This window comes from Stenotrophomonas sp. GbtcB23 (genome assembly GCF_019091045.1).
GTDB lineage: Bacteria > Pseudomonadota > Gammaproteobacteria > Xanthomonadales > Xanthomonadaceae > Stenotrophomonas > Stenotrophomonas rhizophila_A.
In genome coordinates, this window is sequence record NZ_JAGXKC010000023.1 from 17,450 (window position 1) to 32,406 (window position 14,957).

Sequence of the window (14,957 nt, forward strand, 5' to 3'; positions counted from 1 at the left end):
CGGGAACATGAAAAAAATCAGTCGACGGGAACCTCCCGCTGGCCCTGGCCGCCGCCCAGTGCGGCGTACAGGTTCACCGCGTCCTGCAGCGCGGCTGCGCGCAGCTGCAGCAGGTTCTGTTCGGCGGCGAAGTGGTTGCGCTCGGCATCCAGCACTTCCAGGTACGGGGTCAGGCCGACGTCGTAGCGGTCGTGCGCGGTGACCACCAGCGCCTGCTGCACCTCCACCGCGCGGATCTGCGCCTGGATCTGCCGGTCGTTCTGTTCGGCGGCCACCAGCCCGCTGGCAACTTCGCGGAAGGCGTTCTGCACGGTGGACTGGTAGGCCGTCTCCCGCTCGTCGCGGGCGGCATTGGCCCCGTCCACGCGCGCACGGCGGGCACCCCAGTCGAGCAGCGGCAACACCGCGCCGGCCCCGAACGACCACACCCGGTTGCTGTCCGACACCAGCCCGGACAGCTCGTTGGAGGCGTAGCCGCCCGCGCCGGTCAAGGCGATGATCGGGAAGTACAGCGCCCGCGCGACGCCGATGTTGGCGTTCGCGGCACGCAGCTGGTGCTCGGCCAGGCGCACGTCGGGGCGCGCTACCAGCAGCGCCGACGGCAGTCCGGGGTCGAGCCGGGTGAGCTGCGCGTCGGGATCCAGCGGCAGCCCGGGCGGCAGTGCCGGCGGCAGCGGCGCCCCCACCAGGAACTGCAGCAGCTGCAGCGCCTGGCCCTGGGTGCGCCGCAGCTGCGCCAGCTGCAGTTCGGTCTGGGTCACCAGCGCATAGGACTGGTTGAAATCAATGGACGACGTCAGCCCGGCGTCCATGCGCAGCTGGGCCAGTTCCAGGGTTTCGTTACGGCTGGCCAGCGAGCGCTCGGCCAGCACGATGCCTTCGTCGCTGGCGCGTACGGCGTAGTAGCTGGCCGCGACGTTGGCGACCAGCGACAGTTCCGCCGTGTTCCGGGCTTCCTCGGTGGCCAGGTACTGGCGGCGCGCCACTTCGCTGAGGTTGGCTACGCGGCCCCAGAAATCCAGCTCGAACGATGGGATGCCCACCTGCAGCCCATAGCTGTCCACGGTGACCCGGGGCGCGCCGTCGGCGGCGCTGAGCGGTGTGCGCAGGCGCTGGCCCGACGCGCTGGCATCCAGCCCGGGCAGGCGCTGGCTGCGCTGGATGCGGAACTGGGCGCGCGCCTGTTCGATCCGCGCAGCCGCGCCGGCGAGGTCGCGGTTGTACACCAGCGCCTTGCCGATCAGGTCGCGCAGTACCGGGTCGTGGAAGAAGTCCTGCCAGGGAATGGCCGGTGCCGCGGCACCGCCCGTCGTTGACGCCGGGAACCGCGCAGGAACCGGCGCCTCCGGGCGCACGTAATCCGGCGCGAAGTTGCAGCCGGCCAGCTGGCAGAGTGCCAGCGCCGCCCCCGCACGCCAGAACAGACCGCTACGCATCGGCGTCCTCTTTCGGTACGGGCGCGGCGGGATCGACCGTGCGCGGACGTGCACGCCGGCGCAGCAGGAAGTAGAACAGCGGGGTGAAGAAAATCCCGAACAGGGTGGCGCTGAGCATGCTGCCCAGCACGCCGGTGCCCACCGCCTGGCGGCTGGCCGCACCGGCACCGGTGGCGATCACCAGCGGCACCATGCCCACGATGAAGGTCAGGCTGGTCATCAGGATCGGGCGCAGGCGCTGCTGCGCGGCCTGCAGGATCGCATCGCGCACCGGCACGCCCCGCGCTTCCTCGTCGAGCCCGAACTGCACGATCAGGATCGCGTTCTTGGCGGCCAGGCCGATGATGGTGACCAGGCCCACCGTGAAGTACACGTCGGCCGACATTCCGCGTGCGGCGGTGAACACCACCGCGCCGAGGATGCCCAGCGGCACCACCAGCAGCACGATCACCGGGGTCACCCAGCTTTCGTACAGCGCGGCCAGCAGCAGGAACGCCACGATGAAGGCCAGGCCGAGCAGCATGCCCACCTGCCCCGACGCTTCGCGCTCCTCGCGCGCGGTGCCGGTCCACTCGTGGCGCATGCCCGGCGGAAGCACCTCGTCGGCGATGCGCTCCATCTCCACCAGCGCCGCGCCACTGGACACGCCGGGCGCGCCCTGCCCCGACACCGTGGCCGACAGGAACCCGTTGTAGCGCTCTACCTGCTGCTCGCCGACCGTCCAGCGCGTGGTCGCGAAGGCGGAGAACGGCACCGACTGGCCGTTGCTGCCGATCACCCGCAGGTCGGACACATCCTCGGCGCGCATGCGCTGTTCGGCGTCGCCCTGGATGAACACCCGCAGCACGTTGCCCTGGCGCACGAAATCATTGACGTAGGCCGAGCCGAACATGATGCCCAGTGCCTGGTTGACCTGCGACAACTGCACGCCCAGCGCACGCGCCTGGGTGCGGTCGATATCCACGAACAGCTGAGGGGCGCGCGGCATGCCTTCCGGGCGTACGCCAGCAAGGCGGTCGTTGGCGGCGGCGCGGGCGGCAATGCCCATGGCGGCCGCGCTCAAGCCGGCACCGCCTACGCCGCTGCGGTCTTCAATCTTCATGCTGAAGCCGGAGGCGTTGCCCAGCGACTGGATCGCCGGTGGGTTGAGCGCGAACACCTGCGCCTGCGGGATGCGGGTGAACGCCGCGCTCATGCGCGCGGCCAGCGACATGGCGCTGCGCTCGCTGCCGCTGCGCTCGGCCCAAGGGTGCAGGTCGACGAAGGACATGCCCACCGCCTGGCCCTGGCCAAAGAAGCTGAAGCCGATCACCGTGGCCACGTTGCGCACTTCCGGCTGCTGGCGCAGGATCGCCTCGGCCTGCTCGGCCGCTGCGCGGGTGCGCTCCATGGTCGCGCCGGGCGCGGCGTTGTAGGCCACGAAGATGTAGCCCTGGTCTTCGGTGGGCAGGAAGCCGCCGGGCAGGCGCGCATACAGCAGGCCGGTGATCAGCGTGACCACCACGAACACGCCGATCCACAGCCACGGGCGCACCAGCATGCTGCCCACCCAGCCAGCGTAGCTGCGGCTGCTCTTGTCCAGCCCGGTGTTGATGGCGCTGAACAAGCGCCGGCCGGGTCCGCCCTTCCCCACCTGATCCTTGGCCGGGCGCAGCATCGCACCGCAGATGGCCGGGGCCAGGGTCAGGGACAGAATCGTGGAGACCACCAGCGATACGCTGAGCGTGACCGCGAACTGCCGGTAGATGCCGCCGGCCGAACCGGGGAAGAACCCCATCGGGATGAACACCGCCAGCAGCACCAACGTAGTGGCGATGATCGCGCCGGACAGCTGCCCCATGGCCTTGGCCGTGGCTTCGCGGGGTGGCAGATCCTCCTCGCGCATGATCCGCTCGACACTCTCGACGATCACGATGGCGTCGTCGTTGAGGATGCCGATCGCCACCACCATCGCAAACAGCGACAGCAGGTTGATCGAAACCCCGAACGCCAGCAGGCCAAGGCACGCCCCCAGCAGCGAGACCGGCACCACGATGGTGGGCAGGAACACCGCGCGCCAGCTCTGCAGGAACAGCAGCACCACGATGGAGACCAGCACCAGCGACTGCAGCATGGTCACCGCCACGCCGTTGACCGATTCGGTGATGAAGGGCGTGGTGTCGAACGGGGTGGTCCACTGCATGCCGTCCGGGAAGCTGGCTTCCAGGTCCTCCATGCGCTCGCGAACCGCGGTGGCGGTGGACAGCGCATTGGCGCCGGTGGCCAGCGATACCGCAAGGCCGGCGGTTTCCTGGCCGTTCAAGCGCAGGTTGAAGGCGTAGTTGTCGTTGCCCAGTTCCACCCGCGCCACATCGCCCAGCCGAACGGTGGCAGCGCCCGGGGTGGCGCGGATGATCACCTGGCGGAACTGTTCGGGGGTGCTGAAGCGCCCGCGCATGACGATCTGCGCGGTGGTTTCGGTGGACGGCGTGGTCGGCTGCAGGCCGAGGCCGCCGCCGGCGGTCTGGGCGTTCTGCTCACGCACCGCCGCCATCACTTCGCCGGGCGAGATGCCATAACTGACCAGCTTCTCGCGGTCCAGCCAGATCCGCATCGCGTAACTGGAGCCGAACAGGGTCACATCGCCCACCCCGTGCACGCGGCGCAGTTCGTCGGCGATGTTGCTGTTGGCGTAGTCGCCCAGCTCCAGCGCTGAATAGCGGCCCTTGTCGGACTGCAGCGAGATCAGCATCAGGAAGCCATTGCTGGCCTGGGTCACCCGCACGCCCATCTGCCGCACTTCATCGGGCAGCCGCGGCTCGACCCGGGCCAGGCGATCCTGCACCTGCGACCGGGCGATATCCAGGTCGGTACCGCTGCGGAAGGTCACCCGGATCTGCGCCGTGCCATTGGCACGACTGGTGGAGGTCATGAACAGGAAATCGTCCACGCCGCTGAGTTCGTTCTCGATCACCGAGGTCACGGTACGGTCCAGCGTCTGCGCGTCGGCACCGACGAAGGTGGCCGAGATGCTCAGCGAGGGTGGCGCCACGTCGGGGTACTGCTCCACCGGCAGGCTGACCAGGGCGATGCCACCGAACAGGATGGCGAACAGCGCGATCACCCACGCCAGCACCGGGCGGTAGACGAAATAACCACTCATGGGGCTTTAGCCTTCGCCCTGAGATCTGCGTCGGGCTGTATCGCCACGGGTTGGCCGGGCTGGATCTTGTGCCAGCCGTCGACAATCACCTTGTCGCCGGGGGTAAGGCCCGACTGCACCACCCAGCGTCCGCCGGCCTGCCCGGCCAGCGTCACCGCGCGACGCACCGCGACGTTCTCGTCATTGACCAGCATCACCGTGGCTTCGTCCTCGCCGACCTGGATGGCGCGCTCGGGCAGGCTGGTGCCGTTACGGATGCTGCCGATGGCCAGGATGCCGCGCACGAACTGGCCCGGCAGCAGCCGGCCATCGGGGTTGGCGAAGCGCGCGCGCAGGGTGCGGCTGCCGGTGGCCGGGTCGATGGCGGTTTCGCTGAAGTCGACGACGCCTGCTTCGGGCAGCCGGACATTGCCGTCGAGCAGGATGGTCACCTGCACCCGGTGGTCGTCGCCCACGTCGATGCGGCCGTCGGCCACGCCGCGCTCAAGCTCGTTCATGGCGATGTTGGATGGATTGAAGATCACGAATGCCGGGTCGACCTGGTCGATCCGGGTCAGCAGCGTGGCTGCGGCCGCACTTACCAGCGCGCCTTCGCTGACCTGGGCCCGACCGGTGCGCCCTTTGATCGGCGCGCGTACCGTGGCATGGTCCAGCTGCAGCGTGGCGCGGTCCACCGCCGCCTGTGCTTCCACCAGCGCGGCATCGGCCTGGCGGAACGAGGCCTGCGCCGATTCGTATTCCTGCACGCTCACTGCCTTGCGCTGTACCAGGGTTGACAGCCGCGCACGCAGCGAAGACGTCTGCGCCTTGGCGGCGCGGGCCGAGGCCAGTGACGCACGCGCCTGCTGCAGGCGTGCCTGCAGGTCGCGAGGATCGATCTGGAACAGCGGCGCGTTGGCCTCGACCTCGGTGCCATCCACATACAGCTGGCGCTCGACGATGCCATCGGCGCGCGCACGCACTTCGGCCGAGCGGCTGGCTTCGACCCGCCCCGGCAGTTCCACCAGGTTCGGCACGGCCTGTGCCTTGACCACTTCCACGGCCACCAGCGTGGGCGGTCGCTCGCCGCCGTCAGGCCCACCACCCCGCCCACAGCCGGCGGCCAGCGCAACCGCCGCCAACAGCCATGCACGCGCCATCCATCCAGGGGATTGCATCCTTCCGGCCTCCGCGGTTCGCACGGCAGCGGCGCAGGGCCGGCCGCCGTGACGGGAAATGTCGGCGCAGCGTCTAGAAACTCACCGCGTCGCGGATCAACGGACAGGTCATGCAGTGGCCACCACCGCGGCCACGCCCCAGCTCGGCCCCGACGATGCTGATCACTTCGATGCCCTGCTTGCGCAGGTCGGTGTTGGTCTGGGTGCTGCGGTCGTAGGCCACCACCACGCCCGGCGCCATCGCCACCAGGTTGTTGCCGCTGTCCCATTGCGAGCGCTCGGCCGCGTAACGGTCGCCGCCGGATTCGACGATGCGCAGCTGCTTGAAGCCCAGCGCTTCGGCCACCACGTCGTTGAAGTGCTTCTTCTCGAACACGATCTCGAAGCCCGGCGCCTTGTCGCTGGGATGCAGCGATACGGTGTGGATCTGGTCGACGATGCCCGGGAACACGGTCACCACGTCGCGGTCGGCGAAGGTGAACACCGTATCCAGGTGCATGGCCGAGCGCAGCTTGGGCATCACCGCCACGATGACCCGCTTGGCCGCGCCGTTCTTGAACAGCGACTGGGCCAGCTGGGTGATGGCGGTGCGCGAGGTGCGCTCGCTCATACCGATCAGCACGATGCCGTTGCCCGGAATCAGCACATCGCCGCCTTCCAGCGTGGCGTTGCCGTGGTCCACCGTGGGGTCACCGAACCAGATCGGGAACTTGGCCTTGGTGAAATCCGGATGGAACTTGTAGATCGCGGTGGTCAGGATGGTTTCTTCATGCCGCGCCGGCCAGTACAGCGGATTGAGGGTCACGCCCTGGTAGATCCAGCAGGTGGTGTCGCGGGTGTACAGCGTGTTGGGCAGCGGCGGCAGCAGGTAGCCCACGATGTCCGGCTGGGCGCGCGCGGCCTGCAGCGTGGGGCCGGCGAAGTCGTCCGGCAGGTCGAACACGCTCAGGCCGCCGATCAGGGTCTCGGCCAGCTGCCGCGCCGGCAGCGATTGCAGGTAGGCGCGCACTTCGGCCATGAATTCCACGCCTACTTCGTTGGCGTTGATCTGGTGGTCCAGGATCCAGTTGCGGGCTTCGTCAAGCTCCAGCGTCTCGGTCAGCAGATCGTGCATCTCCACCACGTCCACGCCACGGGCGCGCATCTTGGACATGAAATCGAAATGATCGCGCTTGGCGTTGTCTACCCAGATCACGTCATCGAACAGCAGGTCGTCCTTGTTGCGGGGCGTCAGCCGGCTGTGCGCCATGCCGGGGGCACAGACCATCACCTTCTTGAGGACGCCGACTTCGGAATGAACGCCATAGACAGTTGCACTGGACATTGCAGGCCTCTCCATTTCGCGAAAACAAGCAGGGAAAGCGAAGCCTCCGCCTGTCATCGCGGCGGCCACGGGATGTGCTCTCGTTGCGTGCAGAACTAGTCCCGAAAAGGTAAAGCGCACGTGAGCGTCGGAATCTGGATAGTGCGCAGAAAGCCCTGTAATTGCGGGATGTGTTGCTGTGTTTGGCGCGGCGATTTCTTTCACATCGCCGTTACCGGTTGCGTAGTTAATCGCTGCTCCATGGAGCACATTCCAGGGCCAGGACGGCTGGCCACTTCGCAGTCCCGCGCATTCATTTGATGGAGACACACGATGAAACTTTCCCAGGCAGGCGCCGCGACGGCGCTGTTGGCATCGGCCCTGTTCATGACCGCCTGCGCCACCCACACCACGCCCAGCACTTTCAACCGCTCCGAGGTCGGGCGTGCCCAGGACGTGCAGATGGGCACGGTCCAGTCCATCCGGGCGGTGCAGATCCAGAATGACTCACGTGGCGTGGCGACCATCGTCGGCGCCGGCATCGGCGGCGTGGCGGGCAGCTCCATCGGTGGTGGCAGCCGTGCCAACACCATCGGCGCCATTGCAGGTGCGGCAGCAGGCGGGGCAGCAGGCAACGCGCTTGCCCGCAGTGCACGCAATGGCGTGGAGATCACCGTGCAGCTGGAGAACGGCCGGACCGTCGCCGTGGTCCAGGATGGCAACCCCAACGACTACCGCGTGGGCGACCGCGTGCGGGTCTCCAGCGACGGCGCCACGACCCGCGTCACCCGCTGACACGAAAGGAACCGTCATGCGCCACCTGCTGATGACACTGCTCGCCGTGGCCGCCCTCAGCGGGTGTGCCACCACACCCACGATGACCACCCAGGAGCGCTTCAACCTCTACGTGCAGCATGCCGGGCCACCGGTGGCGTCGTTCCAGCTGGCCCGCTTCGTCCGCCAGACGCAGTGGACGCCGCTGGGTGACCGGGCGCTGGCGGTATGGACCAGCTCCAGCCGGGGTCACCTGCTGGAGCTGCGCGGCCGCTGTACCGGGCTGTCCATCGCCCACACGGTGCAGATCACCAATTCGTTCGGCACCGTCAACGCCCGCTGGGACAGCGTGATCCCGCGAACCGCGAGCGTGGCCATGCCGCAGTCCTGCCGCATCATCCGGATCCGCCCGCTGGATGGCACCGCGATCCGCGATGCGCGCCGCGAGATGCGCAACACGATCTACGGTGACCGCCCGGCCGACCTTGTGGAGGACACCGGTCCGGACGTGTCTGATCGGTTCGACGACTGAGGACGGAGTGCCATGCCGATGGAGCGCCTGCGCGGCCTGTTCCGCCGCAACGTATCGCGCAGTCTGTTCGATGCGCGATGGATCATGGCGCCGTTCTATTTCGGGCTGGTGGTGGCGCTGTTGCTGCTGCTGTTCGTGTTCCTGCGCCAGCTGGCCAATTACGTGCTGAACATCGCCAGTATTGGTCCAGCTGACGCGGTGTTGCTGGCGCTGTCGCTGATCGACATGTCGCTGGTGGCCAACCTGCTGCTGATCGTCACCCTGGCCGGTTACGAGAACTTCGTGACCCGGATCGATTCCGGCCAGGAACGCCGGCCGGCATGGATGGGCACGGTCGACTTCGGCGCAATGAAGACCAAGCTGATGGGGTCGATCATCGCGATCTCGGCCATCGCCCTGCTGCGGATCTTCATGAAGCTGGAGGAAGGCCTGGTGGTCGAGCCGGAGGTGCTGCGCTGGATGTCGGTCATCCACGGCATGCTGCTGCTGTCGGCGCTCATCCTCGCAATCATCGAACGCCTGTCCCAACAGACCCGCATGCCGCACCCACCCCGCGAGCCCTGAGCGCTGCTCAGCCGCCGGCGGCACTGCGCCGCTGTTCGATCTGCTGGCGACGGCGCGGGTCCAGCAGGAACTGCAGCCGACGGATGTCGCCCGCGCTCCAGCCCTGCGTGCCCAATACCGCCTGCCACCCGGCAATATAGTGCGAGGGCGCGAAGACGTGCCCGTAGCCCATCGGCGTACGGTCGGCCAGCAGCATGTCCAGCGCCAGCTGCAGCATGCTCACCAGCGGGTACCAGCGCACCGCCGGTGACACGTCCGGTGCGCGTGGTTCGACCATCCAGTCCGGTTGCCGCCACGCGTCATGCGGGGTGAAGAAGGTAATCGGGTCGCTGGCGTACTGCAGGTACACCACCCGCATCCGTCCCCAGGGCGCGTCCGCCGGGACCAGGCTGCCGCCCTGGTTCATGAAGCGTACCGAGCGGCTGTCACGGAACACCGGCAGCCATTCGGGCGAGCCGGCGTTGCGCTGGTTGGTGGTCTGCCGCCAGGTGCGGGTGGCGAAAGGCGGGCCGCTCCACAACGCGCCGTCGATCGGCGTGTCGATCATGTCGAACAGGTTCACCGAGCGCTCGGAATTCATCGCGCCCAGGCTCAATCCGTGCACGAACAGCCGCGGCCGGGTTTCCACCGGCAAGGTACGCCAGTACGCGTAGATCTCGGCGAACAGCAGCCGCGAGGTCTCCTCGCCGTACTCCGGCTCGACCAGCAGTGACAGCGGGCTGGAAAGATAGGAGTACTGCACCGCCACGCTGGCCACGTTTCCATGCAGCAGGTATTCCAGGCTGTCCGCCGCCGCCGGGTCGACCCAGCCGGTGCCGGTGGGAGTGATCACCACCAGGTTGGCGCGCTCGAAACCGCCCTGGCGCTGCAGCTCGCGCAGCGCCAGCTGTGCACGGGCACGGGCATCGGCGGCCGCCGGCAACCCGGCATACACCCGGATCGGCTGCAGCGCGGGTTTTCCGGTGAACGCGGCGATGTCCGCCGCATCGGGGCCGGCAGTCACGTAATCGCGCCCTGCCCGGCCCATCTGTTCCCAGGCCACCAGCGAGCCCGGCCCACCCGTCGCACCCGGGCGTGTCGGCGCGATGGCATCGGGCGGAATCAACGCATCGGCCTTGCGGAACGAAGCGTCGGCCGCATGCAACGCACCGCGCAGCAGCACGCCATTGGCAATGTTGAAGAACAGCACCGCCGCCACCACGATGCCCAGCAGGCGCGCCACCGGTGCCGGCATCACCCGCCGCGACAACGCCCCCACCCGGCGCGCCACCCAGGCGAACGCGCGGCCCAGCACCAGCAGCACACCGAACACGGCCAGCGCGATCACCAGCAGCCGCAGCGAGAAACTTTCGTCCATCGGCGGCAGGCCCATCACCGCGCGCACCGAATCCTGCCAGGGCCGCACCCACCACACGGTGAGCGTACAGGCCAACAGGCTCACCCACGGCAGCCAGTGCAGGACCTGCTGCAAGCGTCCACGGCCCAGCTCGGGCAGCATCAGGCGCCGCCACAGGGCCGCCAGCGCCACGCCGATGAGATAGCCCACGCCGAAGCAGATACCCGACAACAGGCCCTGCGCCACGTAACCGCGCGGCACCAGGCTGGGGGTGAGCGAGGCAATGAACAACAGCGCGCCCAGCACCTGCCCGGTACGGCACAGCGGGCCGCGATACGGCGCGGTCAGGCGCGCCAGCAGGTTGCGGGACGGCCTGGCCGGTGGCCCGGTCACAGGCGCAGCCAGCCGCTAGCCAGGCCGACGATCGCCGCCAGCGCCATCGCGCACAGCAGCAACAGCACCCCCATTTCCAGCGGCCGGAAGGCGATGCCGCGGTGGCGCTGCCAGGCCCAGAACAGCAGCGACCCGGGCACGTACAACAGGCTGGACAGCAGCAGGTAGCGGCTGCCGCCGGCCAGCAGCATGGACGCGGCGTAGACCGTGGCGATGCCGGCAATCCAGCGCATCCGTGCATGCGCAGGCGCATCCACGCCGCCCTCGCCGCCCAGCGACAGCTTCAGCTGGTACGCGGCGACCAGCAGGTACGGCACCAGTGTCATCGCGCTGGTCATCTTCAGCGCCAGGGTAAAGGCGTAGTCGGCGAACCAGCTGACCAGCAGGAAGGTCTGGATCACGCCGTTGGTGAGCCACAGCGCGGCGTCCGGCACCCCCGCACGGTTCTCGCGGGCAAGCGCACGCGGCATCGCATCGTTGAGCGCGGCCGAGTGCAGCACTTCGGCGGCCAGCAGCGACCAGGACAGATAATTGCCCAGCACCGAGATCAACAACCCGATGCTGATGAACAGCGCGCCCCAGCGCCCGGCGATGGCTTCCATCACCCCCGCCATGGACGGGGTGCGCAGTGCGGCCAGGTCGGGGCGCAGCAGGATGCCATAGGACAGGATGGTCACCATCACCAGCAGGCAGAGCACGCCCAGGAAACCGGCCACGGTGGCAATGCCCACATCCTCGCGGCGGCGCGCATGGCGTGAGTACACGCTGGCGCCTTCGATGCCCACGAACACGAACACGGTCAGCAGCAGCGTGCCCCGGGTCTGCTCCCACAGCGTGCCGGCACCCGGCGGCTCGCCGCCCCACAGGTTCAGCGCGAACACGTCCGCACGGAACCCCAACACCAGGAACACGATGAACACCGCCAGCGGCACCAGCTTGGCCACCGTGGCAATGGTGTTGATCAGCGCCGCTTCCTTGATGCCGCGCAGGATCAGGAAGTGGAAGCCCCACAGCAGCAGCGAGGCGGACAGGATCGCCACCACCGTGGTGCCGTCGCCGAACACCGGGAAGAACTGGCCCAGGGTGGCCTTGATCAGGATCAGGCAGGCCACGTCCGCCAGGCAGCAGCCCAGCCAGTAGCCCACCGCCGAAAGCAGGCCGGCGTAGTCGCCGAACCCTGCTTTTGCATATGCATAGATGCCGGTGTCCAGCTCCGGCTTCAGCCGCGACAGCGACTGGAACACGAAGGCCAGCATCAGCATGCCGGTGCCGGCGATCGCCCAGGCCAGCAGCGCGCCGTTCACCCCGGTGTTGGCGGCGAAGGCGGCGGGCAATGCGAAAATGCCCGAACCGATCATCGAGCCGACCACCAGCGCGGTCAGCTCCAGCAGCGACAGCTTGCGGCTACCCACGGCGGGGCTCATCGCGGCATGGTCCTTAGATCTGGATATAACCCGTTGCGATCCAGTACACGCCCACGATGGCAGCGATCACCGCCACGGCGAGGATGATGAAATCCGACGCCTTGGTGAAGATCTTCTCGCCCTGCTCGCGCCGCGCCCAGAAGTACAGCAGGCTGCCTGGTGCATACAGCACCGCCGAGAGCACGATGAACTTGATGCCGCCGGCGTACAGCAGGAACGCGGTGTAGATCGTGGCCAGGATCGCCAGTGTCAGGTCACGCCCGCGTTCGTTGGGGCGCTCGTTGTAGGTCTCTCCGCGCCGGGTGATCTTCAACCCGTACGCGGCCACCAGCAGGAACGGAATGAGCGACATCGCGCTGGTCAGGTTGAGCATCAGCGAGAACGCATCGCGCGACCAGTAGGTGGTGATCACGATCAGCTGGATGATGATGTTGGTCGCCCACAGTGCCGCCGACGGCACCCCGTTGGCGTTCTCACGGGCGAAGATGGCCGGCATGTCCTTGGTGCGCGCCGCCGCCGACAGCACTTCGGCGCAGATCAGCGACCACGCCAGGTAGGCGCCCAGCACCGACACCATCAACCCGACGCTGACGAACACCGCGCCCCAATGGCCCACCACCGCTTCCAGCACGGTGGCCATCGACGGCTGGCGCATGCCGGCGATGTCGGCCCGCTCCAGCACCGCAAACGGCAGCAGGGTCACCAGCACCATCAACGTGGTGACCACCAGGAAACCGGTGATGGTGGCCGCGCCCACGTCCTTGCGCTCCTTGGCATAGCGCGAGTACACGCTGGCGCCTTCAATGCCGAGGAACACGAACACCGTGACCAGCATGGTCGCGCGCACCTGTTCGAAGATGCCGCCTTCCAGCCCGCCGCCGTAGAAATTGAACTGGAACACGTCCATCTTCATGGCAAAGGCCATGATCACCAGGAACACCACGATCGGGATGACCTTGGCGATGGTGACGATCTTGTTGATCGCCGCGGCCTGCTGCACACCGCGCAGGATCATGAAGTGGAACAACCATATGCCGGCCGAGGCCACCAGGATCGCAACTACGGTATTGCCATCGCCGAAGATCGGGAAGAACGCGCCCAGGGTGGATTTGATCAGCACCCAATACGACACGTTGCCGATGCAGCTGCCGATCCAATAGCCGAACGCGGAAAGGAACCCGGGGTAGTCGCCGAAGCCCTCCTTCGCATAGGCGAACACACCGGCGTCCAGATCCGGCTTGCGCTCGGCCAGCAGCTGGAACACGCGGGCCAGGGTGTACATGCCCAGGCCGGCGATCAGCCACGCCACCACCGCACCCAGTGGGCCGGTGGCACCGGCGAAGGTTCGCGGGAGGGAGAAAATACCTGCGCCGATCATGCCGCCGACCACCATGGCGGTAAGTTGCGTGCGCGTCATCTTCACGACGTTCGAGGACATGGCAGGCGTCCACTGGCAGGCTGGAGCATTCAGGATGGAGAGCAAATCGTCAATTCGACGTGAGTGCTTTGCCACTATCCGGAAACCGTCATCGGAGCGTGTTTTCAGCGGTATTCAGCGGTGTTTTGCCTGTCCGTCAACGAGCTCCACCACCTGCTGGCCGAACATCGCCACGTCCACCGGATCATGGCTGATCAGCAGCAGCGGAATGTCGGTGGCCTGCAGAACGCCCTGCAGTTCCTGGCGAAGGTGATCGCGCAACGCGTGGTCCAGTGCGGCAAACGGCTCGTCCAGCAGCAGCGCCTGCGGGCGTGTCACCAGCGCCCGTGCCAACGCCGTGCGCTGGCGCTGTCCGCCCGACAGCTGGGCCGGCATCATCTGCGCCAGGTGCTCGATGCGTAGTGCCGCCATCCAGCGTTCCACCTCGGGGTCGGCCTCGCGGCGCCGGGGATTGAACCAGCCGCGACGCAGGCCGAACGCGATGTTCTGGCGCACGGTCAGGTGCGGAAACAGGGCGTAGTCCTGGAACACGTAACCCAACCGGCGCTGCTGGGGTGGCAGGTGAATGCCCTGCGCGGCGTCGAACAGCGTCGCACCGCACAGCCGCACATGCCCATCGTGCGGTCGCAGCAGGCCGGCGATGGCCTTCAGGGTCAGGCTCTTGCCCGCGCCGGAGGGGCCGAACAGCACCACCTGCCGCTGGCTGCACTGCAGCTGCACGTCCAGCGTGAACTGCTGGCCGGGTGCTTCCAGCGTGCGGCGGATGTCCAGTTCAAGCCACATCGCGCATCTCCCGGCGGCGCCCGCCGACCAGCCGCGCTGCCGCCAGCAGGATGAGGATGCACACCACGGACGTGAGGATCACCAGACCGTTGGCGGTGTCGTCATGCCCGGCCTGCACGGCTTCGTAGATCGCGATAGACAGGGTCTGGGTGCGTCCGGGAATGCTGCCGGCCACCATCAAGGTTGCACCAAACTCACCCATCGACCGCGCGAATGCCAGCAGCAGCCCCGCCAGGATGCCGCGCCAGGCCAGCGGCAGGCTGACCCGCAGGAACAGTGCGAACTCGGAGACACCGAGCGTGCGCGCAGCCTGCTCCAGCTGCCCGTCCACGTCCTCGAACGCCGCGCGTGCCGGCTTGAACACCAGCGGCAGCGAGGCAATGGCAGCGGCGATGACCGCCGCCTGCCAGGTAAACACCAGGTTGATGCCGAAGGTGGACTGCAACCATGCGCCAAGTGGTCCGTTGCGCCCGATCACCACCAGCAGGTAATACCCCAGCACGGTCGGGGGCAGCACCATCGGCAGGGTCAGCAGCGTGTCCAGCAGCTCACGCCCGGGGAAACGGCGCCGCGCCAGCAGCGCGCCCAGCGCCACGCCCAGTACCAGGTTGATCGCCGTGGCCCAGCCGGCCACCTTCAGCGACAACCAGAGCGCGGACCAGTCCAGCGCCATCG

General features: G+C 67.8%; 12 protein-coding genes. 3 read left to right on the plus strand and 9 right to left on the minus strand.

All coding sequences use genetic code 11. The annotated features are described in order from the left end of the window. Positions 1–17 precede the first annotated feature (17 nt). From KVS69_RS11205 to arcA, 4 genes are all read right to left on the minus strand, one after another. Positions 18–1,436: an efflux transporter outer membrane subunit gene (locus KVS69_RS11205; protein ID WP_217538092.1), complete on the minus strand. Its 1,419-nt coding sequence runs from the start codon at positions 1,434–1,436 to the stop codon at positions 18–20. Then, a complete protein-coding gene (locus KVS69_RS11210) occupies positions 1,429–4,578 on the minus strand; it encodes a multidrug efflux RND transporter permease subunit (RefSeq protein WP_217538093.1) in 3,150 nt (1,049 codons plus the stop codon). The genes KVS69_RS11205 and KVS69_RS11210 overlap by 8 nt, the downstream gene beginning before the upstream one ends. Next, the gene (locus KVS69_RS11215) at positions 4,575–5,735 is read right to left on the minus strand and encodes an efflux RND transporter periplasmic adaptor subunit (RefSeq protein WP_217538094.1); all 1,161 of its coding nucleotides are present in this window, start codon (positions 5,733–5,735) and stop codon (positions 4,575–4,577) included. The genes KVS69_RS11210 and KVS69_RS11215 overlap by 4 nt, the downstream gene beginning before the upstream one ends. 73 nt (positions 5,736–5,808) lie before the next feature. Next, the gene (gene arcA, locus KVS69_RS11220; RefSeq protein WP_068851877.1) at positions 5,809–7,059 is read right to left on the minus strand and encodes an arginine deiminase; all 1,251 of its coding nucleotides are present in this window, start codon (positions 7,057–7,059) and stop codon (positions 5,809–5,811) included. Positions 7,060–7,371: 312 nt separating this feature from the next. Here arcA and KVS69_RS11225 point away from each other — a divergent pair, with 312 nt between their 5' ends. From KVS69_RS11225 to KVS69_RS11235, 3 genes are read left to right on the plus strand one after another with little or no spacing between them, the layout of a single operon-like run. Next, positions 7,372–7,833, plus strand: coding sequence for a glycine zipper 2TM domain-containing protein (locus KVS69_RS11225; protein ID WP_068851874.1), 462 nt, complete (start codon positions 7,372–7,374; stop codon positions 7,831–7,833). A 16-nt stretch (positions 7,834–7,849) separates the two neighbouring features. Then, a complete protein-coding gene (locus KVS69_RS11230; protein ID WP_217538095.1) occupies positions 7,850–8,344 on the plus strand; it encodes a DUF6491 family protein in 495 nt (164 codons plus the stop codon). A 12-nt stretch (positions 8,345–8,356) separates the two neighbouring features. Continuing rightward, positions 8,357–8,908, plus strand: a complete 552-nt coding sequence (locus KVS69_RS11235; protein ID WP_210132500.1) for a TIGR00645 family protein — start codon at positions 8,357–8,359, stop codon at positions 8,906–8,908. A gap of 7 nt (positions 8,909–8,915) precedes the next feature. Here KVS69_RS11235 and KVS69_RS11240 read toward each other — a convergent pair whose 3' ends face one another. The 5 genes from KVS69_RS11240 to modB all read right to left on the minus strand — a co-directional run bounded on the left by KVS69_RS11240 (position 8,916) and on the right by modB (position 14,955). Continuing rightward, on the minus strand, positions 8,916–10,637 hold the full coding sequence (locus KVS69_RS11240) for an alpha/beta-hydrolase family protein (RefSeq protein WP_217538096.1): 1,722 nt from the start codon (positions 10,635–10,637) through the stop codon (positions 8,916–8,918). Beyond that, complete coding sequence (locus KVS69_RS11245; RefSeq protein ID WP_217538097.1) at positions 10,634–12,061, minus strand: basic amino acid/polyamine antiporter; 1,428 nt, start codon at positions 12,059–12,061, stop codon at positions 10,634–10,636. The genes KVS69_RS11240 and KVS69_RS11245 overlap by 4 nt, the downstream gene beginning before the upstream one ends. A gap of 13 nt (positions 12,062–12,074) precedes the next feature. Continuing rightward, on the minus strand, positions 12,075–13,499 hold the full coding sequence (locus tag KVS69_RS11250) for a basic amino acid/polyamine antiporter (protein ID WP_068851863.1): 1,425 nt from the start codon (positions 13,497–13,499) through the stop codon (positions 12,075–12,077). A 114-nt stretch (positions 13,500–13,613) separates the two neighbouring features. After that, positions 13,614–14,282 carry an ATP-binding cassette domain-containing protein gene (locus KVS69_RS11255; protein WP_217538098.1) on the minus strand — a complete coding sequence of 223 codons (669 nt, stop codon included), beginning with the start codon at positions 14,280–14,282 and terminating at the stop codon, positions 13,614–13,616. Then, a complete protein-coding gene (gene modB, locus KVS69_RS11260; RefSeq protein ID WP_217538099.1) occupies positions 14,272–14,955 on the minus strand; it encodes a molybdate ABC transporter permease subunit in 684 nt (227 codons plus the stop codon). Before modB ends, KVS69_RS11255 begins: the two co-directional genes overlap by 11 nt. Positions 14,956–14,957: the final 2 nt, after the last annotated feature.

Coding starts and splice junctions, on each gene's coding strand:
- KVS69_RS11250 (WP_068851863.1), bottom strand. CDS start 13,499: ATGTCCTCGAACGTCGTGAAGATGACGCGCACGCAACTTACCGCCATG.
- KVS69_RS11205 (WP_217538092.1), bottom strand. CDS start 1,436: ATGCGTAGCGGTCTGTTCTGGCGTGCGGGGGCGGCGCTGGCACTCTGC.
- KVS69_RS11210 (WP_217538093.1), bottom strand. CDS start 4,578: ATGAGTGGTTATTTCGTCTACCGCCCGGTGCTGGCGTGGGTGATCGCG.
- KVS69_RS11255 (WP_217538098.1), bottom strand. CDS start 14,282: ATGTGGCTTGAACTGGACATCCGCCGCACGCTGGAAGCACCCGGCCAG.
- KVS69_RS11215 (WP_217538094.1), bottom strand. CDS start 5,735: ATGCAATCCCCTGGATGGATGGCGCGTGCATGGCTGTTGGCGGCGGTT.
- modB (WP_217538099.1), bottom strand. CDS start 14,955: ATGGCGCTGGACTGGTCCGCGCTCTGGTTGTCGCTGAAGGTGGCCGGC.
- KVS69_RS11230 (WP_217538095.1), top strand. CDS start 7,850: ATGCGCCACCTGCTGATGACACTGCTCGCCGTGGCCGCCCTCAGCGGG.
- KVS69_RS11235 (WP_210132500.1), top strand. CDS start 8,357: ATGCCGATGGAGCGCCTGCGCGGCCTGTTCCGCCGCAACGTATCGCGC.
- arcA (WP_068851877.1), bottom strand. CDS start 7,059: ATGTCCAGTGCAACTGTCTATGGCGTTCATTCCGAAGTCGGCGTCCTC.
- KVS69_RS11245 (WP_217538097.1), bottom strand. CDS start 12,061: ATGAGCCCCGCCGTGGGTAGCCGCAAGCTGTCGCTGCTGGAGCTGACC.
- KVS69_RS11225 (WP_068851874.1), top strand. CDS start 7,372: ATGAAACTTTCCCAGGCAGGCGCCGCGACGGCGCTGTTGGCATCGGCC.